The sequence below is a fragment of the Agrobacterium sp. CMT1 genome (assembly GCF_037203725.1).
Classification (GTDB): Bacteria; Pseudomonadota; Alphaproteobacteria; order Rhizobiales; family Rhizobiaceae; genus Agrobacterium; species Agrobacterium pusense.
Map to the genome: position 1 here is coordinate 339,663 of NZ_JBBCAR010000007.1, position 21,127 is coordinate 360,789.

Consider the following 21,127-nt stretch of genomic DNA (forward strand, 5'->3'; position numbering starts at 1 on the left):
GGGCCGGAAAACCTCACCCAAGGAATTCTATGGCTATGTTCCGTTCATCTCGCCGGCAAGCGGCATTCGATTTTGACCTCCTGATGCCGGAGACGCCGCTGCGCCGCACGGCGCGGGCGGCAAACCCGACAATTGACGTGGTAGACGCGGAATTTGTCACCATCAAGGAAAACCGTCCGCGCCAGCCCGGAAACGACAATCGCGGCGCGAGGCCCCGGGACGGTGCAAAACCACCTGTCACCATCGGTGTGCTCGGCCTCGCCTTCATCGGCTGGCTGGATCGCAGATTATCCCTCCTTTCGGCGGACGCTTATTCCGCGCTGGTGGCGGGACTCGCCATTCTTGTTTTTGTCTGTTCAGGCGGCCTCTCCGTGGTGGTGCCGGAAAAGACCGCTGTAGCAGCGTCGGTCAGCCCCCTCGCTATTTCCCATGTCACCGTGACGCCGCAGGAGGCGGGCGGTATGGATATCCTGCTTATCAATGGTATCGTGGAGAATAACGGCGGCAAGCTCGAAGAGGTGCCGGCCCTTCGCGCGGACCTTTTTGCCGCCAAGGGGCAGCTGGTCGCCAGCATGGTCATTGACCCGCCGGTTAAACAGATGCAGCCCGGTTTCAGCCACGGTTTTTCGGCAAAACTGCGCCATCCCGGTGGAAAAACGCCCGAGATCAAGCTTTCCTTCGTTGAGGCGGGTGCGTCCGGACGCTGACTGTGCTAACGCCTGTCTTCTATTTTTACTGAAAGGTAAAATCGGCAAGGCGCAGCACAGGAGTAAGAATGCCCGTCGTCCGTGGAAAAAATATCGAGCCGCTTTATACCGCCGAGCAGATTGCAGAGCGCAATCGCGACATGGCCAAGCACATTGCCAGCGGCCCGACCAAGGATCTGCTCGTCATTGCCGTGCTCAAGGGATCGTTCATTTTCGCGGCCGACCTTATCCGCGCGCTACATGACAGTGGTCTTGCCCCCGAAGTCGAATTCATTACGCTGTCGAGCTATGGCACCGGCACGGTTTCGCAGGGCGTGAGGATCGTCAAGGATATCGACAGCGACGTGAAAGACCGCGACGTCCTGTTGATTGACGACATTCTCGAATCCGGCCGCACGCTGCGCTTCGCCAAGGAACTGCTTTACGAGCGTGGCGCTCGCAACGTCACCATCGCCGTGCTTCTCGACAAGAAAGTCAAGCGCAAGGAAGATCTGGAAGCCGATTATGTCGGTTTCGAATGTCCTGATTATTTCGTGGTGGGTTACGGCATGGATGTCGCTTATGCGTTCCGCGAGCTGCCCTTCGTCGGCGTTGTCACCGGCGACGCCTGAGCAGTTTTCCCGTGCCGGAACGGCACAGCGAAGAGACGCCTTATTAACCATTCACCCAGCCAAAGCCTGGGTGTTTACCTCTTGAAAAGAGGAGCCTGCGATGTTGCTCACGGCTGGAAATGATGCCCAGGAGCAATGAGTAATGGCGAAGATTCTGATTACCGAAGACGAGGATGCGCTGCGTTCTTTCGTGGCGCGGGCGCTCCGTCTCGACGGTCACGAGACCCATGAGGCGGCAGACGGCGAGCAGGGCCTGGAAAAGCTTCAGGAAACCAGTTTCGATCTTCTTCTTTCGGATATCCGCATGCCGGTCATGGATGGCATCGAGCTGGCGCACCGCGCCGCCGAAAGCTTCCCGGCCATGCGTATTTTGTTGATGACCGGTTACGCCGAGCAGCGCGAACGGGCGGATGATCTGGCGACGAAGATCGTGGACGTGGTTTCCAAACCTTTTGCGCTTCCGGATATTCGCAAGGCCGTGGCGCGGGCGCTTGCGGCCTGAGTGGTAAGGGCGCAGAGATTTAAAGGGCGGCCGTCGGGCCGCCTTTTTTGTTGGTCAGCCCCCTGGCTCAGCGCAGTTCCCTACCTCCGTCATTCCGGCCTTGAGCCGGAATCCAGCCAGCCCAAGTCCTTGGGCTGAAAGAACTCTTTCCGCCGCGCAGACGCGCGTCTGCTGGATGCCGGATCAAGTCCGGCATGACGGAAACTTTAGCTTCTGAAAAAGGATGTAACGAGGCGCACCATTACCTGTGCTAACCGTCACCTGATATCCAGCAACCGCTCGAGATAACGCCGTTCCACCTCACCCGGCGGATTGTTGCCGAGCTTTTCGCGGATGGCGTCAAGAATCTCGCGGGCGCGTTGCACGTCTATTTCGTCAGGCACCTTCACCTGATCGCCAAAGTCAGGGCCGGTGGTGCTGCGCGGACGGCCGAGCGGATCGCGGCCGTTCTGGCCGCCTTGACCGGCCATGCCTTCCTGCCCCTGACCCGGCTGCTGGCCCTGCTGGCGCATGGCCTGCATGATCTGGCCCATCATGTCCTGTGCGCCCTGGCGCAGCGCATTCAGCGCATTGCCCTGGCCCTCGACGGCCTGTTCACCCTGGCTCCTGCCCAACGCCTCACCGGCGCCCTGCATTTCCTGCTGCGCCTTGCCGAAATTTTCGCCCGGCTCCATGCCGAGATCGCGAAGTCCCTGCTGCAATTCGCCGAGCTGCTTGCCGAGGGCATCCTGCTGGGCCCGCAGGTTTTTCAGCGCTTCGCGCAATTGCTCGGCGGTCATCTGGTCAGTCTGCTGCTGTCCGCCCTGTTGGCCATTTTCACCCTGTTGGCCTTGCTGGCCCTGAGGCTGTTGCTGGCCGTTTTCGCCCATCTGCTGGTCGTCGCTTTCGCCGCCCTGCTGCGGATCACCGCGCTGCATCCGGTCGCGCAATGCCTGATCCAGCTTGAAGGTTTCGTCCATCAGCTTCTGCTGCTGCTGCAGGATTTCGCCTAGCTTGTCGATCTGCTGGCGCATCTTGCTGCTCTGCTGCTGGCCTTGCTGCCCCTGACGCTGCGGTCGGCCGGCTTGCAGATTGTTCATCATGCGCTGCAATTGCGAGAGCATTTCCTGCGCGGCATCGCGATTGCCGGAACGGGCGAGATTCTCGATCTGGTTCATCATGTTTTCCAGATCGCGTTGGCGCAGCACGTTCTGTGCCTGTTGGTTCATGTTGGCTTGCGGCGCATTCTGCATGCGTTGCGCAAGCTCGCTCATGAACTGCTGCATCGCCTCGCGCAGCTCCTGCATGAGCTTGGCCACTTCTTCATCGGAGGCATTGCGCTGAAGCGCCTCGGAAAGGGCGGTCTGTGCATCGCGCAGGCGCTTTTCCGCCTGCGAAAGATCACCATCCTCGATGCCCAGTGCGATCTCCCAGAGGTAATCCGCCGTGTCCTTCAGCATTTCCTCATTATAGGCGAGCCGCATGCGGGTCTGCGCCGATTGCAGCAGGAGATAATGCGTCGTGTTGGGAATGGTCTCTTCCGGACGCATTCCAACCGCCTCGTTATAGGCGATCGCCTTTGGCATCTGGCGTGTGTCGAGCGAAAAAATCTGCCGCTGTTCGGCAATGGAAGCAGCCAGCGGTTCCGAGAAATTGCGGCCCGGCAGCACCATTTCATGCGGAGGGCTGCGGCCGGTCTGGCCTGCACCGTCAGTCGCCACCAGTGTAATACGCACGCGTTTCCCGGCCATCGGATGTTCGGTCAGGTTGCGGCTGGTCAGCCCCTTGATCTCGCGATTGTTCTGCCGCGGCAGATCGAGCTTGAATTCCGGCGGCGGGTAAAGCGCTGTCGCGCCTTCGGCAACGCCGATAGGCTCAATAATCGCGTGAGCTTCCTTCAACCCGTAATCATCCTTGGCGGTGAAGCCGATTTCCAGCGCGCCGTTGACGGCGCGGCGCGGCATGTTGTCGAAGGCAATGCTGGGCGGCTGGTCCGGGATGACATTGAACAACCATTGCTCGCCATTGGCGGTTATCATGCCGCTTTCGGTGACATCCATCGCGAAGGTGCGCGGTGCCAAGGGCTGATCCGCCAAAGGAGCCTGCGCCGGAACCGTGACATCACCGCTCGCACTGTCGGCCCGGGTTGTTTCGGGAGCGAGCTTTTGCAGGGCGCCCGCCATTTCCGGTTCGAAGGTCACTTCTTCGCCGCCATCACCACCGGTCATGCGGATCGTCAGCCTGGACGACTGCGGCACGGAAACCGCGTCGCGGTTGGTCGCATCACGCCCAGTCAGGAAAATCGGTGCGCGGCCGGTATAAGAGGGCGGCGTAACCCAGGCATCCAGTCGAATATCGGGATTGAGCGGACCCACGGTCGGTTGGCTGCGGAAGGCATCGGCAATCGTGCCTGCGCCGTTGGAAAAGGAAAAACCGAAGGCAGCAGCCAGAAGAAGGGCGGGAACGGCGCGTAGGGCGAGACGGTCATAACGGGCGATATCGGGCTTCGGCAGACCGGCATTCAGTGCGGCGATACGCTCCGCCATGCGGATCTGGTGTTCCTTCCAGAGCGTTCTGGAAAAAGGCGTGTCGAAGGCCGGTTCGTCTTCCTGTACTCCAACAGGTTGGTGTGCAAGACCGTTGCGATCTTCGAGAAGGCGGGAAGCGTCGTTGTCAGTCGGCCATTTCAGCCGCGCGATCGGCAGGAGAGTGGCAATGAAGGCGAACACGAGCACGAAAACGACGCCGAGCCGCAGAAAATCCGGCATGTGCCGGTAAAGGCCGAACCAGGCAAGCACCAGAAACAGAGCGGCAATAGAGAGCGGCCATAGCGTTTTCGGGGCGATCTTCTCCGAAAGCAGAACGATTTTTGCGAAGAAACGCTTGGCGGCAACCCGGCGGGCAAGGTCCGGCCGCTGCACGAATGCGCCAGTGGAGCGCTTTCTGCCTGTCCTGTCCTCTCCGGCTGTGGTCATCAATCCGTTCTCCCGGTTCTGGCCACGTCAACGCCATTCCCGGAACGGCGAGTTCTCCATACCACAGAGGCAAGGATAACATTCTTTGTGGCGAAGACGAGGGCAGCCAAGCCCTCACCCCCATTTTTTAGGCAGCTTCGCTCAATTGTGATCGGCTGCAAGCGGATCAGTCGAGCCAGGCGGGCACGGAATCGAGGGCGATCAGCTCTTCATACGTGCCGCGGGGGCGGATGACATGGAATTTGTCACCCTTGACCAGCACTTCCGGCACCAGCAGGCGGGAATTATAGGTTCCTGCCTGCACCGCACCATAGGCGCCAGCGGAACTGACGGCGATGAGATCGCCCGGTTGCGGTGCGGCCATGTCGCGGTCCAGCGCCAGATAATCGCCGGTTTCGCAGACCGGGCCGACGATATCGGCCTTGATGCGCGGCGTATCCTCTGCCGGTTGCACCACCGGGCGGATGCCGTGATAGGCCTCATATAGTGTCGGACGGATGAGGTCGTTCATCGCGCCGTCAACGATTACAAAGGTCTTTTCGCCGCCATCCTTCACATAGATGACTTCCGTTACCAGAATGCCGGCATTACCGACGATCAGACGGCCGGGCTCGGTGACGATCTTGCAGTCGAGGCTCTTCAACTCGTTCTTGACGATATGCGCATAGGCATCCGGCAAAGGCGGCGGATTATTGTCGTCGCGGTAGGGAATGCCGAGGCCGCCGCCGATATCGACGTGGCTGATCGCATGGCCATCGCCGCGAAGCGCTTCCACCAGTTCGCGCAGCAGCCGGAAGGCGTCCTCGAAAGGCTGCAACTCGGTGATCTGGCTGCCGATATGCATGTCGATGCCCGTGACTTCGATGCCGGGCAGGGTTGCAGCATGGGCATAGACGGCGCGCGCCCGCTCATAGGAAATGCCGAACTTGTTTTCTTTCTTGCCGGTGGAAATCTTGGCGTGGGTGCGCGCATCCACATCAGGGTTGATGCGGAAGGAGACATGCGCCCGCTTGCCCGCCTTGATGGCGCGCAGATTGAGGACTTCCAGCTCCGGCTCGGATTCGATGTTGAAACAATAAATGCCCACATCCAGCGCATAATCCATTTCCGCAACCGTCTTGCCGACGCCGGAGAACATGATGCGGTTTGCCGGCACGCCAGCAGCCAGAGCGCGACGCAATTCACCGCCGGAGACGACGTCGATGCCAGCGCCGAGCTTTGCCAGCGTCTTCAGCACGGCCTGGTTGGAGTTGGCCTTCATGGCATAACAGACCATGGCGTCCACATCCGCAAACGCACCTGAGAACACCTTGTAGTGGCGCTCCAGGGTTGCGGTCGAATAGACGTAGAAGGGCGTGCCGACCGCCTTGGCGATCTCGGGCACGGGCACGTTTTCGGCGTGCAGCACGCCGTCGATATAGCCAAAATGGTTCACGGCTTTTTACCCGTCAGAGAAGCTTGTCGAGAATGAAGGGCCGTTCCGCCGTTGCCGGCTTCGGCTCACTGCCATCGGCGGCGCGCTTGTTGCGCATTTCGACCGGCGTGCTCGGCGGATCGATGTCGCCCTTGCGCCCGCAGGCGCTGAGAGCGAGGCTTACGGCAAGCGTCATGCCGATGGGAACGATGAGTTTGCGCACGGATTTTGAAAGCATGGGCCTGTCCAAAGGAAATATGTGCTTCTCTGATAACGAAAAACAGGGCGCTTGTGCACCCTGTTTCTTGTGATCGCGGCTTAACGCAGATTTATCAGTTGCGGCCGCGCCACCAGGCGATTTGTTTGCGCACCTCCGAAGGAGCCGTGCCGCCGAAGCTTGTGCGACTGGCGACCGATGCTTCCACCGAAAGAACATCGAAAACGCTGTTGGTGATGCCGGGGTGGATGGCCTGCAACTCCTCCAGCGAAAGATCGGCGAGATCGCAGCCTTTCTTTTCCGCCAGCGCCACGGCATTGCCGGTCACATGGTGGGCATCGCGGAAGGGCAGACCTGCTTCTCGCACCAGCCAGTCGGCCAGATCGGTCGCGGTGGAATAACCGGAGCCTGCCGCCGCACGCATGCGGTCCTTGCGTACTTCGAGGTCGCGGATCATGCCGGTCATGGCGGCGATCGCCAGTTCCAGGCTTTCGGCGGCGTCGAAAACCTGTTCCTTGTCTTCCTGCATGTCCTTGGAATAGGCGAGCGGCAGACCCTTCATCACGGTGAGGAGAGCGATCAGCGAGCCGTTGATGCGGCCGGTCTTGGCGCGCACCAGCTCAGCGGCATCAGGGTTCTTCTTCTGCGGCATGATCGACGAGCCCGTGGAAAAGGCGTCCGACAGCCGGATGAAACCAAATTGCGGCGTCGACCAGATGACGATCTCTTCGGCAAGACGCGACAGGTGCGTGGCGCAGATGGAGGCGATCGACAGGAATTCCAGCGCGAAATCGCGGTCGGACACGGTGTCGATGGAGTTGCGGGTCGGCTCGCGGAAACCGAGCGCCTTGGCGGTCATGTGGCGATCAATCGGATAGCCGGTGCCGGCAAGGGCGGCCGCACCAATCGGGCTTTCGTCCATGTGCTCGATGGCGTGGCGTACGCGGGCGCGGTCACGGCCGAACATTTCCACATAGGCCATGCAATGATGGCCGAAGGTGACAGGCTGCGCCGTCTGCAAATGCGTGAAACCGGGCATCACCGTATCGGCGTTTTCCTCGGCGCGGTCGAGGAAGGCAGCGATGAGCGCCGTCAGCATGCCTTCGGTCTTCTGCAATTCTTCCTTGACCCACAGGCGGAAATCGAGCGCCACCTGGTCGTTGCGCGAGCGGGCGGTGTGCAGACGGCCGGCGGCCGGGCCGATGAGGGTGGCAAGCCGCGCTTCGATATTCATGTGAATATCTTCGAGCTTGCGGGAGAATTCGAAGCTGCCGGATTCGATCTCTGACAGGATCGTGTTCAGGCCTTCGGTGATCTTGTCTTTATCTTCAGGCGAAATAATGCCTTTAGATGCCAGCATGGCGGCATGCGCCATAGAGCCGCGGATATCCTGGGCGTAAAGTTTCTTGTCGAAGCCGATGGAGGCATTTATCTCTTCCATGATGGCAGATGGCCCGGAAGCGAAACGCCCGCCCCACATCTGGTTGGAGGATTTCTGATCTGTGCCGTCAGCCATGTGTGATGCCCTGGAGTATTCGATGACAGAGAAAAGGCCGTTCAGGCTTCCTTCCGCCAAATTGGTTGCAATTGCTGCCGTTGCCGGTGTGCTCGCCGGTGCAGGCGCGGTCTGGTTCAGGCATATTGGGTCTGAGAGCCCGGTTCAAGGGGCAGCGGTGGCCGACGCCGGTTTATGTGAAGGTGCGGCGAACCGCATTGCCACGCTGAAACCCTTTCTGAAGGGCCAGGTGGCGGCTATGTCGGCGGCAGACACCCCGCGCGTTATTCCGCTCTCCTTCAAAGGGCCGGAGGGGAAAGATATGAGCCTTGCCGATCTCAAGGGTAAAGCGGTGCTGCTCAATCTCTGGGCGACGTGGTGCGTGCCCTGCCGGGAAGAAATGCCGGCGCTGAACGCGCTGGAGAAGGAAAAGGGCGGTAACGGCTTTGAAGTCGTGGCTGTTAACATCGATACGGGCGGGGATGAAAAGCCGAAAGCCTTCATGGACGAATACAAGATCGATTCCCTGAAGCACTATCGCGACAGTTCCATGGGCGTCTTCAACGTTCTGAAAAAGGAAGGTCTCGCTTTCGGCCTGCCGGCCACCCTGCTGCTGGATGAAAACGGCTGTCTTCTCGCAGCGATGAACGGGCCGGCGGCGTGGGATAGCGAAGATGCCAAGGCGTTGGTGACGGCCGCAACATCCAGGTAGCTTTGAGTTTTCGGCTTGGGGGAGAGATATTTCCTCTCCCTCAGCACAAGGTCGATTTTTACCGCGTCGGAACCGGCGTCTCACCCCGATAATCGTAAAAACCACGGCCGGATTTGCGGCCGAGCCAGCCGGCTTCGACATATTTGACCAGCAGCGGGCAGGGGCGGTATTTGCTGTCGGACAGGCCGTCATGCAGCACCTGCATGATCGACAAACAGGTATCGAGGCCTATGAAGTCTGCGAGCTGCAGCGGACCCATCGGGTGGTTCGCGCCGAGGCGCATGGCGGTGTCGATGGCTTCCACGGAGCCAACGCCCTCATAAAGCGTATAGATTGCCTCGTTGATCATCGGCAGAAGGATGCGGTTGACGATGAAGGCTGGGAAATCTTCGGCGACGGTGATCGCCTTTTCCAGCGTTCGCACATAGTCCTTGGCCGCATCGAAGGTCTTTTCATTGGTGGCGATGCCGCGCACCAGTTCCACCAGTTTCATGACCGGCACCGGGTTCATGAAGTGGATGCCCATGAACTGTTCCGGACGGTCGGTGGCAGAGGCAAGCCGGGTGATGGAAAGTGAAGACGTGTTGGTGGCGAGAAGCGCCTCCGGCTTCAGGACCGGGCAGATCTGTGCATAGATCTTGCGCTTGATCTCTTCGTTCTCGGTGGCAGCCTCGATGACGAGGTCCATGGGTGCCAGATCGTTGACATCGGTCGAACCGCTGATGAGCGCCAGGGCCTGCTTGCGGGCCTCGTCGGAAAGCTTGCCGTTGGTGACCTGGCGCGCGAGATTGCCATTGATCGTGGCAAGGCCGGCCTCGATGCCGTCTTTGGAAAGATCGTAGATATGAACCCTGTAGCCGGCAACCGCAGAGACATGTGCGATGCCGCACCCCATCTGACCGGCTCCGATGACACCGATGTTCTTAAAGGGGGCGGTCATATGCTGTTCTCCCATGTGCTGCATGTGCAAATTCGCTGGCGATGTTACGCATATCGCCGAAAAAGAGAAGGCGGCGCGTTCAAAAAACGCGCCGCCTTCATCATCTATTTGAAATCAGAGGGCCTTTTGCAGTTCCGGCAATGCCTCGAAGAGGTCCGCCACAAGGCCGTAATCGGCAACCTGGAAGATCGGCGCTTCTTCGTCCTTGTTGATGGCGACGATGACCTTGCTGTCCTTCATGCCGGCCAGATGCTGGATGGCACCGGAAATGCCCGCCGCGATGTAAAGCTGTGGGGCGACGACCTTGCCGGTCTGGCCCACCTGCCAGTCATTCGGCGCATAGCCGGCATCGACGGCAGCGCGCGATGCACCAACGGCAGCACCCAGCTTGTCAGCAACAGGAAGGATGACTTCCTTGAATTTTTCCGAAGAACCGAGAGCACGGCCACCCGAGATGATGATCTTCGCCGAGGTCAGTTCCGGACGGTCGGACGAGGCCAGTGCATCAGAAACGAAAGAGGAGACGCCGGGGTTTTCGGCGGCGGCGATCGTCTCGACCGCTGCCGAACCGCCTTCTGCCGCTGCCGCAAAGGCCGTCGGGCGAACGGTGATGACCTTCTTGCCATCGGTTGCCTGAACGGTCTGGATGGCATTGCCGGCATAGATCGGGCGCTTGAAGGTATCCGGGCTGACAACTTCGATGATTTCCGAGACCTGAGCCACGTCGAGAAGCGCAGCAACACGCGGCGTGACGTTCTTTGCCGAGGCGGTCGCAGGAGCGATGATGACGTCATAGGACGGGGCAAGCGAAACGATCAGCGCCGCCAGCGGTTCCGCCAGCTGGTTTGCATAGGATGCATCGTCGGCAAGCAGCACCTTGGAAACACCGGAAAGTTTTGCTGCGGCGTCGGCAGCGCCCCTGGCGCCGGATCCGGCGACCAGCACATGGACGTCGCCGCCAATCTGAGTTGCCGCCGTCAGGGTCTTTGCCGTCAGGTCGGAAAGGGTTGCGTTGTCGTGTTCTGCCAGAAGAAGAATGGCCATGAGAATATCTCCCTTTTCCGAAACCTTAGAGGACGCCGTCGGCTTTGAGCTTTTCGACCAGCTCGGCAACCGAGCCCACCTTGATGCCGGCCTTGCGGCCCGCCGGCTCTTCGGTCTTCAACACCTTCAGGCGCGGCGAAACATCGACGCCGAAATCGGCCGGAGCCTTCTTGTCGAGCGGCTTCTTTTTCGCCTTCATGATGTTCGGCAGCGAGGCATAACGCGGCTCGTTCAAACGAAGATCGGTGGTGACGACAGCGGGAAGCTTCAGTTCCACCGTCTGCAGGCCGCCATCGACTTCGCGGGTCACCGCAACCTTGCCGTCGGCAGGCACGACCTTTGAGGCGAAGGTGCCCTGGCCCCAGCCGAGGAGGGCTGCCAGCATCTGGCCGGTCTGGTTCGAATCGTCGTCAATCGCCTGCTTGCCGACAATGACGAGACCGGGCTGCTCAGCCTCGGCCACGCCCTTCAGGAGCTTGGCGACGGCGAGCGGCTCGACCGTTTCATCGGTCTCGATCAGGATGGCGCGATCGGCACCCATCGCAAGCGCGGTGCGCAGCGTTTCTTCCGCCTTGGCAGGTCCAATGGAGACGACGACGACTTCTTCAGCCTTGCCGGCTTCCTTCAGGCGAAGGGCCTCTTCCACCGAGATTTCGTCGAACGGGTTCATCGACATCTTCACATTGGCAAGCTCAACGCCAGAACCATCCGCCTTCACGCGGATCTTCACGTTGTAATCGACGACTCGTTTAACGGGGACAAGGATTTTCATCGGCGGCTTTCCTCAAACTCCTGTCCGCTTGGCAATGCCGAGCGGACCTCCAAAAACAGGTTGGCGACATGGATAAGCATTTTTCCCGCAATTACAACGGAGCAATCTTCATTATCGCATGCACACAAGGCATATCTTACGTTGACGTTAACGTAAATACTCTATCTCTGACGTGACCTCTCATCTACCCCCGTCATAGCCGCGTTCGATTTGCGACAACCCCGCCGTTTGCGACGTATTTTTGAACTGCGCCGCCCTCGGCGGGACAATGGTGCGATCAAACAGGGGAACGCCCCGTCTGCGCATGAAAATTACCATGATGGCGCCCGCCAAGATGCCGCCGACATGCGCGCCCCAGGAGACATTCTCTTCCAGCCTGAGCGCCAGCATCAGGAACTGCTGGCCGATCCACAGCGCCAGGGGAATGAAGGCGGGCAGTGGAAGCGGAATGCGCATGAGGACCAGCACCCAGACGCGCACTTTTGGATGCAGCAGGAAATAGGCCGCGACGACGCCGGAAACCGCACCCGAGGCACCGATCAGTGGTCCTTCCGAGGTGGGGGCGACGAAACCGTGAAACAGCGCGCCGGCGATGGCACAGGCGAGATAGAAGATCAGGAAACGAAAATGGCCGAGCGCATCCTCGACATTGTCGCCGAAGACCCAGAGAAACAGCATGTTGCCGGCCAGATGCCAGAAATCGAGATGAAGAAAGGCATAGGTGATGGCGGTGAGGTCATCAGGCACGACCTGCAGGGCGGGTTCCAGATAGGCGTAATCGAACACCACGGCGGGAATGAAGCCGAGGCCGAGGGCAGCGGCATTGGCTTCGGTGTCGCTGGCCAGCACGCCGGTAAACAGCCAGACCAGCACGTTGACCACGATCAGGCCGATGGTGACATATTGCAGCCGGATATGCTTGAGGGAATTCGCATCGTGCAGCGGTATGAACATCGAATGCCCTTTTGTTGCGTCGTTGAAACGCCTTAGCGGTTCTTGCCCGGAACCCACAATATGTCGGCCTTGCCGGCATCATTGGCGAAACGGGCCGCGACAAACAGGAAGTCGGAGAGGCGATTGGCATATTTGATGGCGGCCGGGCTGACGATCTCATTCTCGGTGACGGAAAGCTCCACCATCAGCCTTTCTGCGCGCCGGCAAACCGTGCGTGCCAAATGCAGATTTGCCGCCGCGGCGTTGCCGCCCGGCAGCACGAAGGACGTCAACGGTTCGAGGGGGGCGTTGAGGTCGTCGATTTCGCTTTCCAGCCGTGTGACCTGGCTTTCGACTATGCGCAACGGTTCGTAAGGCAGCGGTTCGCCATCGTCAGGCGTGGCAAGATCGGCGCCGAGGTCGAAAAGATCGTTCTGGATGCGGAAAAGCATGGCATCCAGCTTTTCCAGCCCGGCCGTGTGAAGCCGCGCGACACCGATGGCCGAATTGGTCTCGTCCACCGTGCCGTAGGCTTCGACGCGCAGATCGTGCTTCGGTCGGCGCGGGCCGGAAACCAGCGCCGTCGTACCCTTGTCGCCGGTGCGGGTGTAGATCTTGTTCAGTTTCACCATGTCAGCGGCCGCCTCCGGTGAGCCAGAGGGTGAGCATGATCAGAGCGATGGCAATGGCCTGCAGAAGCAGGCGAAGCTGCATCAGCTTGTTGGACCGGTTGGCGTCCTGTCCCTTCAGCATGTTGAAGAGGCCGCGTATCAACACGATGACGACAAGCCCCATGACGATAAGGGCCAGAACGGTGGTGAAGCCGGACATGCGGTATTACTCCTCCTCAATCGAATCTGCGCAGCAGACGATAGAAAAGTCCGGCAGGCAAGAGCCGTTTCAGCATAAGCCCCTGTTTGGCCGGAACGGTAACGGGATAATGTGGTTTCGGCCTTGCAGCCGTCAGGGCGTGTTTCAGCACGGCATAAACGGCATCCGGGCCGAGCTTGTGACGGTTGACGGGGCCGGAACCATCCATACGCGCCAGCTGGCGTTTATATTCTGCCGCATGGGCCGAATTTTCGAGATCGATATGCTCATTGATATGAGCAAGCGCCGTCGCGGTGAATTTCGACGTGATCGGGCCGGGTTCGATCAGACTGACATGGATACCGCTGCCCTGAAGCTCCATGCGCAGGGTGACGCCCAGCCCCTCAAGCGCGAATTTCGAAGCGGTGTAGGCGCCGCGATAGCGATAGGGCACGAGCCCGAGAATGGACGAGCAATGCACGATGCGGCCCGCACCACGCGCCCGCATAAAGGGAATGACCCGCCGCGTCAGATCGTGCCAGCCGAAGACATTGGTTTCGAACTGGGCTCTCAGCGCTGCGACTGGCAGGTCCTCCACCGCGCCCGGCTGGCCATAGGCGCCATTGTTGAAAAGCGCATCGATGCGGTCGCCGGTGCGGGCGGCGACGGTGTCCACCAGCGCGGCGATGGTTTCGGGCTTTGTGTAATCCATGATCAGGGTTTCTATGCCCTGATTTTCGAGGGCTGCCATGTCAGCGATGCGCCGCACGGTGGCAAAAACCCGCCAGCCGTCCCGGTGGAGCGCGCCGGCGCAATAGGCGCCGATCCCCGAGGAACATCCGGTGATGATGATGACGGGTTTTTCAGACATTTGCCGCTCCGGGAAACCGACTGTCGCTCTGGTCCGATTACCCGGCCCGTTAAAATCCAATCGCGCGAAATCCGTGTCCTTCGGGAACCGAAAGGTCAGCTTGCGCGCTGTACAAAACGAAGCTGATTTCCCATATTCGGGGCGAAGTTACAAATGAAATGCCGATGAATGGAGGCGACATGGTTGCCGCAGTGCGCCTGGCAGGCAAGGTTGCCTTCGATGCCTATTCCCATTTCGCCGAGGATGACGGCTGGGCGATGGCGAGCCACATGGCGCTGTCCATCCTGCTGGCGCTGTTTCCGTTCCTGATCTTCGGCACGGCGCTGGCCGGTTTTCTGGGCGCCGACCAGTTCTCAGAAACGGCGGTGCATCTGATTTTCGACACCTGGCCGGAAGCAATTGCCGGTCCGCTGGCAGCTCAGGTGCAGCAGGTTCTCACCATCCCGCGCGGCGGCCTGCTGACGATTTCGGTACTGGCGGCTGCATACTTCGCCTCGAACGGCGTCGAGGCGCTGCGCATTTCGCTGAACCGCGCCTATCGCGTCACGGAAACGCGCTGGTGGTATGTGACCCGCCTGCTCAGCCTGCTTTATGTCCTGATTGCCGTTGTGGTCTTTGCCGGAATCAGTACCGTGCTCGTCGCCGTGCCGGTCGCCATGTCCTTCGCCGAACGGCGGTTTCCGTGGCTGACGGATGTGCTGAACACCATCTCCAGCCTCGGTCTTTATGGCACCATCGTGGTGCTGACGGCGGGGCTGGTGGCGGCGCATCTGTGGCTACCCGCAGGCAAGCGCCGCATCTGGGATGTCTGGCCGGGTATTTTGCTGACGATGATATTCTGGGTCATCGGCGCGGCTATCTTCGCCTATTATCTCTCCACCTTCGCCAATTATGCCGCCACCTATGCCGGTCTCGCCTCCGTCATGGTGGTTCTGGTGTTCCTTTATATGGTCGGCGTCATCTTCATGCTCGGCGCGGAGGTGAATGCCGCGTTGATGAAATACAAGGTCCGGCAGATCATCCGCCGTAACATCGGCGGCAATGGCGCGCGCCGCGGGCAGGCGCTAGAGGAGGCCGACAAGCCGGCGGATATCTGAGGGCGTCGCTCCTTCGGCGCGAAGGGCGGAAAGCCCGGTACTGCCTTCGCTTTTCGAAAGCTTGCGCCCGTCCGTGCCCAAAATCAGCCGGTGATGATGATAAGCGGGCTGCGGTAGGTCCAGCAGCTGCTGCAGCAGCCGGTGGATGGCGGTGGCATGGAAGAGATCCATGCCGCGCACCACATGGGTGATCCCCTGCAGTGCATCGTCAACCACAACGGAAAGATGATAGCTCGAAGGCGCGTCGGAACGCGACAGCACCACATCGCCCCAGAGCGCGGGCAGGGCCTCGATCTGGCCCGTCACCCCGTCGCCGCTCTCCTGCCAGAACAGTGGGGTATGGGCGGCGCGGATCGCCTTGTCCATGTCGAGCCGCCAGGCGTGTTGCCGTCCGGATGCGAGCAGGGCCGCCCGTTCCGCCTTCGGCCTCTCGCGGTCGACGGACGGATAGAGCGGCGCTCCGTCAGGATCGCGCGGCCATGTCCCGCCTTCCGCTTCGAAGGCACCGACAATGGCCCTGGTTTCGCCACGGCTGAGAAAGGCGGGATAGGCAAGATCCGCCTCGATCAGCCTGTGCAGCGCCATCCGGTACTCATCGAAATGCTCCGATTGTCGCCGCACTGGCTCTTCCCAAGAGAGTTCCAGCCAGCCGAGATCATCATAGATCGCCTGTTCCAGCTGCGGCGTGCAGCGCGTCTGGTCTATATCCTCTATACGCAGCAGAAAGCGGCCGCCATTGTCCAGCGCCATGTCATGGTTCAGGAATGCGGAAAGCGCATGGCCGAGATGCAGCGGGCCGTTGGGGCTTGGCGCGAAACGGTAAACCGGTTTTTGACGGATGGATGAAGGCATGGTTTCTTCTGCCATGTTTTAATGCACCCCGCCAGCAGGTGCGGCATATGGAATGACCGACATGAAAATCATCACCGGGATGGATGACATCAGCGAAGGGCTGGAGCATCTCGCCCGCCTCGACCCCGCACTTGCCCCTGTCATTGAGATAGCCGGTCCGCTGGAACTGCGCATCCACGAGCCCGGCTTTGCCGGCCTTGCTCATATCGTCGTCTCGCAGATGGTGTCGCGCGCCAGCGCCACTGCCATATGGGCGCGTATTCTCACCGGGACGGGCGGCGCGGTTACGGCGGAAAATTATCTCGGCGCACCGGAGGAATTGCGGGCTACTTTCGGCCTTTCGCGCGCCAAGGCGACGACGCTGGAAGGACTGGCTCGCGCCGTTACCGAAGGGCAGATCGACCTTGACGGCGTGGTGCGCAAGGAGGGGAGTGCAGCCCTTTCTGAACTGGTGGCGCTTCGTGGCATAGGCCCATGGACGGCCGAGGTCTATCTGATGTTCTGCGGCGGGCATCCGGATATTTTTCCCGTTGGCGATGTGGCGCTGAGATCAGCGGTGGCACATGCGCTCGATCTGGAGATAAGGCCGGAAGCGAAATGGCTCGCGGAACGCGCGACACTCTGGTCGCCATGGCGCTCCGTCGCCGCCCGGCTTTTCTGGGGTTATTACGCCAACATCATGCGGCGCGCGATGGTGCCACTGCCCTGAGCGGGGTCAAAAATCGGCAATCCGATAGGGCAGGGCGCCGCGTGAAAGATGATCGAAATGCAGCTTGCGTTTCAGCGGCGGCACGGCGCGCTGCACGCAATCCACCCTTTCGCACACCCGACAGGAAATGCCGATCGGTTTGAAGGAAGCCGCATTGCCGAGATCGAGCGTGTCGGCGTAGACGAAATTTTGCGCATGGGAAATCTCGCAGCCGAGTGCGATGGCGTAACGCGGCCTTTCCGTATTAAAACCGGCGCCGGCCTTTTCGATCTGGGTGGCGATTGAGAGATAGCGCACGCCGTCAGGTGTTTCCGCCAGCTGCCGCACGATCCTGTCGGAGCTTTCGAAAGCCTGATGGATATTCCACAGCGGACAGGCCGCGCCAAACCGGGCAAATTGCAGCCGCGTGGCGCTGTGGCGTTTGGTGATGTTGCCGGCGCGGTCGATCTTGGCGAAAAAGATCGGTACGCCTTTCATGCCCGGGCGCTGCAGGGTGCTCAGACGGTGGGCCACCTGCTCAAGGCTCGCGCCAAAACGCACGGCGAGAAGTTCGAGATCATGGCGCAGTTCCTGTGCCGCCCGGTGAAATTGTCCATAGGGCAGGATGAGCGCTGCGGCAAAATAATTGTGCAGTCCGATACGACAGATTTCGGCCGCTTCCGTGTTGCGGAAACCGGCGCCGGCCAGCACCCTGTCCACCGTCGGGCCGGCGTGAAGCTGGGCGATCTGCAACGCGAGCTGAAAACAGCGGGTGGATGCGGCCATGTAGGAACTGAGGGCGAGCGTTTTGCCGACAGGATCGAAATGCCGGATCAGCCCGCCTGCCGCCGCGGTTCTTGTGATATGGATGCCGTAACGGTTCCTGAGATGCGCTGACAGAATGCTGTCGGTCTCGCCTCCCTCGATCTCCAGTTCCTGCGCCAGCTCCTCGGCTAGAAGATCAATCTCGGCAACGTAATTGTCGACGAAGTGAAAGAAATCGCGGACCTCCTCATAGGGGGTTCTTTCAACCTGTGCGGTGCCGCGGCCTAAGCGGTCATCCAGTTGCACCAGCTGTTCGCTGTTCTGGCGATAGGCCTGATGGGCCCGCAGCAGCGCATGGGCAAAACCAGGTGCGTTCTGGGCAATCAGCTTCAACTCCTGAAGCCCCGGTTCATAATTCATGAACAGCGGGTCCTTCAGCGCCTCGCGCACGGCGGAAACCAGCCGGTCGCTTTCGCCTGTCGCCAGTTCCGCCATGTCGAGCTGGAATTTTTCCACCAGCGTCACCAGAACGCTGGCCGAAACGGGGCGCTGGTTGTTTTCGATCTGGTTCAGATAGCTCGCGGAAATGCCCAGCCGTTCGGCAAATTGCGCCTGCGTGGCGCGGGCATTTTCGCGAAGGCGGCGCACCTTGCGGCCGATAAAGAGTTTTTCTGTCGCCATGTTGCAACTTTGCAAAATTAAATATTGCAAATATTTATGGCACGCATACGCGCACGATCAAGGCTTCTGGCAGAGTATTTTCTGGGTTATTGATCGTGGCATAACGCATGGAGGATACATGCCCGGCATTCTGGAGCAGTTGGAAACGCGGCGGGAAGAGGCTCGGCTCGGTGGCGGCGTCAAGCGCATCGAGGCGCAGCACGCAAAGGGCAAGCTGACGGCGCGCGAGCGCATCGACGTGCTCTTGGATGAGGGTTCCTTCGAAGAATACGACATGTATGTCACCCACCGAGCGGTGGATTTCGGCATGGCGAGCCAGAAGATCGCCGGTGACGGTGTCGTGACCGGCTGGGGCACCATTAATGGCCGGCAGGTCTATGTGTTTTCGCAGGATTTCACCGTGCTCGGCGGTTCGCTCTCGGAAACCCACGCCCAGAAAATCTGCAAGATCATGGATATGGCGGTCCGCAACGGCGCGCCTGTTATCGGCCTCAACGACAGCGGCGGCGCGCGCATTCAGGAAGGCGTGGCCTCGCTTGGCGGTTATGCCGATGTCTTCAAGCGTAATGTCGTCGCCTCCGGCGTCGTGCCACAGATCTCCGTCATCATGGGGCCATGTGCGGGTGGTGCGGTTTATTCGCCTGCCATGACCGATTTCATCTTCATGGTGCGCGATACCTCCTACATGTTCGTGACGGGGCCGGATGTGGTGAAGACGGTGACGAACGAGATCGTCACGGCCGAAGAACTGGGCGGCGCCTCGACCCATACCAAAAAATCCTCCGTCGCTGACGGCGCTTACGAAAACGACATCGAGACGCTGGAGCATGTGCGGCTGCTGTTCGATTTCCTGCCGCTCAATAATCGCGAAAAGCCGCCGGTGCGGCCGTTCCACGACGATCCGGCGCGCCTGGAAGCGCGGCTCGATACGCTGATCCCTGACAGTTCCAACAAGCCCTATGATATGAAGGAGCTGATCCACGCGCTGGCCGACGAGGGCGATTTCTTCGAATTGCAGGAGGCCTTTGCCCGAAACATCATCACCGGCTTCATTCGTCTCGAAGGCCAGACGGTCGGCGTCGTCGCCAATCAGCCGATGGTGCTGGCCGGCTGCCTCGATATCGACAGTTCGCGCAAGGCCGCCCGCTTCGTGCGCTTCTGCGACGCCTTCAACATTCCGTTGCTGACGCTGGTGGATGTGCCGGGTTTCCTGCCAGGCACGGCCCAGGAATATGGCGGCGTCATCAAGCACGGCGCAAAACTTCTCTTCGCCTATTCGGAGGCGACAGTGCCGATGGTGACGCTGATCACCCGCAAGGCCTATGGCGGGGCTTACGACGTGATGGCCTCCAAACATATCGGCGCGGACGTCAACTACGCCTGGCCAACGGCCGAAATTGCCGTGATGGGTGCCAAGGGCGCGGCGGAAATCCTCTATCGTTCCGAGCTTGCCGATCCCGAGAAGATCGCTGCGCGCACGAGAGAATATGAGGAGCGTTTCGCCAATCCCTTCGTCGCGGCGGAGCGCGGATTTATCGATGAGGTCATCATGCCGCATTCCTCGCGCCGCCGCATCGCCCGCGCGTTTGCGTCGCTGCGCAACAAGAGCGTGGAAACCCGCTGGAAGAAACACGACACCATTCCGCTCTGATCTGCTGAAGGGCTGGAAAAATGCTTCGGCCACCTTACTATATGGATGTTCAGGCGCCCGGATGTCCGGATGTCCTCTTGAAACGCACAAGGACACATTTTCATGGCCGAAAAATCCTCAGCAGATAATTTCCCCACCGGGTATGAAGTGCCCAAGGTCTGGACCTGGGACAAGGGCAATGGCGGCCAGTTCGCCAATATCAACCGGCCGATCGCCGGTCCCACCCATGAAAAGGAACTTCCCGTCGGCAAGCATCCGCTGCAGCTTTATTCGCTGGCGACGCCGAATGGCCAGAAGGTCACCATCATGCTGGAAGAATTGCTTGCTGCCGGCCACAAGGGCGCCGAATACGATGCCTGGCTCATCAAGATCGGCGAAGGCGACCAGTTCGGTTCCGGTTTTGTCGAGGTCAATCCGAACTCCAAGATCCCGGCGCTGATGGATCATTCGACGCCTGAGCCGACGCGCGTTTTCGAAAGCGGCTCCATCCTCGTTTACCTCGCGGAAAAATTCGGCGCCTTCCTGCCGAAGGAGGGCAATGCCCGCACGCAGGCGCTGAACTGGCTGTTCTGGCAGATGGGCTCCGCCCCCTTCCTTGGCGGTGGTTTCGGCCATTTTTATGCCTATGCGCCGATCAAGATCAAATACGCCATCGATCGTTACGCCATGGAAGTCAAACGCCAGCTCGACGTGCTGGATCGCCATCTCGCCAAAAACCGTTATCTCGCCGGTTCGGAATACACGATTGCCGACATGGCGGTGTGGCCGTGGTATGGCAAGATCGCGCTTGGCCAGGCATATGGCGATGCGGGTGCTTTCCTTGAAGCAGACGGTTATAAGAACGTCATGCGCTGGACGCTGGAAATCGGCGAACGCCCTGCTGTAAAACGCGGCGTGATCGTCAACAAGACCTCCGGCGATCCGTCTGAACAATTGCATGAACGCCACGATGCCTCCGACTTCGACACGAAGACGCAGGACAAGATCGGCAAGGCGTAACAGATACAAGAAGGACTAAAGATGGCGAACCTGCCCGAAATGACCAAACACAAGGGATTTCCCTCCGGTATGCCGAGCACGGGCGTCCAGTTCACCATCCGTCGCGCCAACCCCAAGGGGGTAACGCCTATCAAGATGATACCCCGCCGGGCGCGCAACGACACCAAGGAGCATCGCATCGATGCCGCCTTCCTGCACTCGCTCTGGCACCATTTTGGTGCCGAGCCTTTCGAGCGCGGCAATCTCGACGCCGCCCGCCTCAACCTGCTTTTTGGCCGGGAGGTGGTGCCGGCGGAGAAAAACTTCGATCCCATTTCCTATCAGGCGATGCTCGTCATAGACGAACGCGTCGCCCGGCAGAATTTTCCGGAATCCTTCGAGAATTTTTTCGAGATTTGAGGGCTGTTTAAGG

At 60.1% G+C, this 21,127-nt stretch carries 22 protein-coding genes; 9 read left to right on the plus strand and 13 right to left on the minus strand.

Annotated features, from left to right (window positions below):
- The first annotated feature begins 35 nt into the window (after nt 1-35).
- From WA845_RS10195 to WA845_RS10205, 3 genes are all read left to right on the plus strand, one after another.
- Nucleotides 36-707 carry a hypothetical protein gene (locus WA845_RS10195; RefSeq protein WP_337322303.1) on the plus strand — a complete coding sequence of 224 codons (672 nt, stop codon included), beginning with the start codon at nt 36-38 and terminating at the stop codon, nt 705-707.
- Between the two features lie 68 nt (nt 708-775).
- A complete protein-coding gene (gene hpt, locus WA845_RS10200) occupies nt 776-1,318 on the plus strand; it encodes a hypoxanthine phosphoribosyltransferase (protein ID WP_004445644.1) in 543 nt (180 codons plus the stop codon).
- Between the two features lie 142 nt (nt 1,319-1,460).
- Entirely contained in the window at nt 1,461-1,820 is a 360-nt protein-coding gene (locus WA845_RS10205) for a response regulator (RefSeq protein ID WP_004445642.1), read from the plus strand.
- Between the two features lie 257 nt (nt 1,821-2,077).
- Here WA845_RS10205 and WA845_RS10210 read toward each other — a convergent pair whose 3' ends face one another.
- The 4 genes from WA845_RS10210 to argH all read right to left on the minus strand — a co-directional run bounded on the left by WA845_RS10210 (nt 2,078) and on the right by argH (nt 7,921).
- On the minus strand, nt 2,078-4,774 hold the full coding sequence (locus WA845_RS10210) for a TIGR02302 family protein (protein WP_112554707.1): 2,697 nt from the start codon (nt 4,772-4,774) through the stop codon (nt 2,078-2,080).
- A 166-nt stretch (nt 4,775-4,940) separates the two neighbouring features.
- A complete protein-coding gene (lysA, locus tag WA845_RS10215) occupies nt 4,941-6,209 on the minus strand; it encodes a diaminopimelate decarboxylase (protein ID WP_112554709.1) in 1,269 nt (422 codons plus the stop codon).
- A 13-nt stretch (nt 6,210-6,222) separates the two neighbouring features.
- Nucleotides 6,223-6,426 (minus strand): LPS translocon maturation chaperone LptM, encoded by a 204-nt coding sequence (gene lptM / locus WA845_RS10220; protein ID WP_004445637.1) that lies wholly within the window; start codon nt 6,424-6,426, stop codon nt 6,223-6,225.
- Between the two features lie 94 nt (nt 6,427-6,520).
- The gene (argH, locus tag WA845_RS10225; RefSeq protein WP_034497212.1) at nt 6,521-7,921 is read right to left on the minus strand and encodes an argininosuccinate lyase; all 1,401 of its coding nucleotides are present in this window, start codon (nt 7,919-7,921) and stop codon (nt 6,521-6,523) included.
- A gap of 22 nt (nt 7,922-7,943) precedes the next feature.
- Between argH and tlpA the strand changes: the two genes are divergently transcribed.
- Nucleotides 7,944-8,612 carry a thiol:disulfide interchange protein TlpA gene (gene tlpA / locus WA845_RS10230; protein ID WP_034497626.1) on the plus strand — a complete coding sequence of 223 codons (669 nt, stop codon included), beginning with the start codon at nt 7,944-7,946 and terminating at the stop codon, nt 8,610-8,612.
- 58 nt (nt 8,613-8,670) lie between these two features.
- On the opposite strand, the gene WA845_RS10235 is transcribed toward tlpA, so the two are convergent.
- From WA845_RS10235 to WA845_RS10265, 7 genes are all read right to left on the minus strand, one after another.
- The gene (locus WA845_RS10235; RefSeq protein WP_004445632.1) at nt 8,671-9,552 is read right to left on the minus strand and encodes a 3-hydroxybutyryl-CoA dehydrogenase; all 882 of its coding nucleotides are present in this window, start codon (nt 9,550-9,552) and stop codon (nt 8,671-8,673) included.
- 114 nt (nt 9,553-9,666) lie between these two features.
- The gene (locus WA845_RS10240; protein WP_006697715.1) at nt 9,667-10,596 is read right to left on the minus strand and encodes an electron transfer flavoprotein subunit alpha/FixB family protein; all 930 of its coding nucleotides are present in this window, start codon (nt 10,594-10,596) and stop codon (nt 9,667-9,669) included.
- Nucleotides 10,597-10,621: 25 nt separating this feature from the next.
- A complete protein-coding gene (locus WA845_RS10245; protein WP_022563006.1) occupies nt 10,622-11,368 on the minus strand; it encodes an electron transfer flavoprotein subunit beta/FixA family protein in 747 nt (248 codons plus the stop codon).
- A 180-nt stretch (nt 11,369-11,548) separates the two neighbouring features.
- Nucleotides 11,549-12,322 carry a rhomboid family intramembrane serine protease gene (locus WA845_RS10250; protein ID WP_112554711.1) on the minus strand — a complete coding sequence of 258 codons (774 nt, stop codon included), beginning with the start codon at nt 12,320-12,322 and terminating at the stop codon, nt 11,549-11,551.
- 32 nt (nt 12,323-12,354) lie between these two features.
- Nucleotides 12,355-12,933, minus strand: a complete 579-nt coding sequence (locus WA845_RS10255) for a cob(I)yrinic acid a,c-diamide adenosyltransferase (RefSeq protein ID WP_112554713.1) — start codon at nt 12,931-12,933, stop codon at nt 12,355-12,357.
- Between the two features lies 1 nt (nt 12,934).
- Entirely contained in the window at nt 12,935-13,132 is a 198-nt protein-coding gene (locus WA845_RS10260; protein WP_004445622.1) for a twin transmembrane helix small protein, read from the minus strand.
- A 16-nt stretch (nt 13,133-13,148) separates the two neighbouring features.
- On the minus strand, nt 13,149-13,982 hold the full coding sequence (locus tag WA845_RS10265) for an SDR family oxidoreductase (protein WP_112554715.1): 834 nt from the start codon (nt 13,980-13,982) through the stop codon (nt 13,149-13,151).
- A 179-nt stretch (nt 13,983-14,161) separates the two neighbouring features.
- Between WA845_RS10265 and WA845_RS10270 the strand changes: the two genes are divergently transcribed.
- Nucleotides 14,162-15,079, plus strand: a complete 918-nt coding sequence (locus WA845_RS10270) for a YihY/virulence factor BrkB family protein (protein ID WP_004445618.1) — start codon at nt 14,162-14,164, stop codon at nt 15,077-15,079.
- Here WA845_RS10270 and gluQRS read toward each other — a convergent pair.
- On the minus strand, nt 15,047-15,946 hold the full coding sequence (gene gluQRS / locus WA845_RS10275; RefSeq protein ID WP_112554717.1) for a tRNA glutamyl-Q(34) synthetase GluQRS: 900 nt from the start codon (nt 15,944-15,946) through the stop codon (nt 15,047-15,049). The genes WA845_RS10270 and gluQRS overlap by 33 nt on opposite strands.
- 37 nt (nt 15,947-15,983) lie before the next feature.
- Here gluQRS and WA845_RS10280 point away from each other — a divergent pair, with 37 nt between their 5' ends.
- Nucleotides 15,984-16,640 (plus strand): DNA-3-methyladenine glycosylase family protein, encoded by a 657-nt coding sequence (locus WA845_RS10280; protein WP_161794443.1) that lies wholly within the window; start codon nt 15,984-15,986, stop codon nt 16,638-16,640.
- Between the two features lie 6 nt (nt 16,641-16,646).
- Here WA845_RS10280 and WA845_RS10285 read toward each other — a convergent pair whose 3' ends face one another.
- Nucleotides 16,647-18,065, minus strand: coding sequence for a short-chain fatty acyl-CoA regulator family protein (locus tag WA845_RS10285; protein ID WP_112554719.1), 1,419 nt, complete (start codon nt 18,063-18,065; stop codon nt 16,647-16,649).
- Nucleotides 18,066-18,183: 118 nt separating this feature from the next.
- Here WA845_RS10285 and WA845_RS10290 point away from each other — a divergent pair, with 118 nt between their 5' ends.
- The 3 genes from WA845_RS10290 to WA845_RS10300 all read left to right on the plus strand — a co-directional run bounded on the left by WA845_RS10290 (nt 18,184) and on the right by WA845_RS10300 (nt 21,114).
- Nucleotides 18,184-19,716, plus strand: a complete 1,533-nt coding sequence (locus WA845_RS10290; protein ID WP_034497197.1) for an acyl-CoA carboxylase subunit beta — start codon at nt 18,184-18,186, stop codon at nt 19,714-19,716.
- A 102-nt stretch (nt 19,717-19,818) separates the two neighbouring features.
- Nucleotides 19,819-20,715, plus strand: coding sequence for a glutathione-dependent disulfide-bond oxidoreductase (gene yghU, locus WA845_RS10295; protein ID WP_112554721.1), 897 nt, complete (start codon nt 19,819-19,821; stop codon nt 20,713-20,715).
- 21 nt (nt 20,716-20,736) lie between these two features.
- Complete coding sequence (locus WA845_RS10300) at nt 20,737-21,114, plus strand: hypothetical protein (RefSeq protein WP_112554723.1); 378 nt, start codon at nt 20,737-20,739, stop codon at nt 21,112-21,114.
- The last annotated feature ends 13 nt before the right edge of the window (nt 21,115-21,127 follow it).

Coding starts and splice junctions, on each gene's coding strand:
- WA845_RS10195 (WP_337322303.1), top strand. CDS start 36: ATGTTCCGTTCATCTCGCCGGCAAGCGGCATTCGATTTTGACCTCCTG.
- hpt (WP_004445644.1), top strand. CDS start 776: ATGCCCGTCGTCCGTGGAAAAAATATCGAGCCGCTTTATACCGCCGAG.
- WA845_RS10205 (WP_004445642.1), top strand. CDS start 1,461: ATGGCGAAGATTCTGATTACCGAAGACGAGGATGCGCTGCGTTCTTTC.
- WA845_RS10210 (WP_112554707.1), bottom strand. CDS start 4,774: ATGACCACAGCCGGAGAGGACAGGACAGGCAGAAAGCGCTCCACTGGC.
- lptM (WP_004445637.1), bottom strand. CDS start 6,426: ATGCTTTCAAAATCCGTGCGCAAACTCATCGTTCCCATCGGCATGACG.
- argH (WP_034497212.1), bottom strand. CDS start 7,921: ATGGCTGACGGCACAGATCAGAAATCCTCCAACCAGATGTGGGGCGGG.
- tlpA (WP_034497626.1), top strand. CDS start 7,944: ATGACAGAGAAAAGGCCGTTCAGGCTTCCTTCCGCCAAATTGGTTGCA.
- WA845_RS10235 (WP_004445632.1), bottom strand. CDS start 9,552: ATGACCGCCCCCTTTAAGAACATCGGTGTCATCGGAGCCGGTCAGATG.
- WA845_RS10240 (WP_006697715.1), bottom strand. CDS start 10,596: ATGGCCATTCTTCTTCTGGCAGAACACGACAACGCAACCCTTTCCGAC.
- WA845_RS10245 (WP_022563006.1), bottom strand. CDS start 11,368: ATGAAAATCCTTGTCCCCGTTAAACGAGTCGTCGATTACAACGTGAAG.
- WA845_RS10250 (WP_112554711.1), bottom strand. CDS start 12,322: ATGTTCATACCGCTGCACGATGCGAATTCCCTCAAGCATATCCGGCTG.
- WA845_RS10255 (WP_112554713.1), bottom strand. CDS start 12,933: ATGGTGAAACTGAACAAGATCTACACCCGCACCGGCGACAAGGGTACG.
- WA845_RS10260 (WP_004445622.1), bottom strand. CDS start 13,132: ATGTCCGGCTTCACCACCGTTCTGGCCCTTATCGTCATGGGGCTTGTC.
- WA845_RS10265 (WP_112554715.1), bottom strand. CDS start 13,982: ATGTCTGAAAAACCCGTCATCATCATCACCGGATGTTCCTCGGGGATC.
- WA845_RS10270 (WP_004445618.1), top strand. CDS start 14,162: ATGGTTGCCGCAGTGCGCCTGGCAGGCAAGGTTGCCTTCGATGCCTAT.
- gluQRS (WP_112554717.1), bottom strand. CDS start 15,946: ATGGCAGAAGAAACCATGCCTTCATCCATCCGTCAAAAACCGGTTTAC.
- WA845_RS10280 (WP_161794443.1), top strand. CDS start 15,984: ATGACCGACATGAAAATCATCACCGGGATGGATGACATCAGCGAAGGG.
- WA845_RS10285 (WP_112554719.1), bottom strand. CDS start 18,065: ATGGCGACAGAAAAACTCTTTATCGGCCGCAAGGTGCGCCGCCTTCGC.
- WA845_RS10290 (WP_034497197.1), top strand. CDS start 18,184: ATGCCCGGCATTCTGGAGCAGTTGGAAACGCGGCGGGAAGAGGCTCGG.
- yghU (WP_112554721.1), top strand. CDS start 19,819: ATGGCCGAAAAATCCTCAGCAGATAATTTCCCCACCGGGTATGAAGTG.
- WA845_RS10300 (WP_112554723.1), top strand. CDS start 20,737: ATGGCGAACCTGCCCGAAATGACCAAACACAAGGGATTTCCCTCCGGT.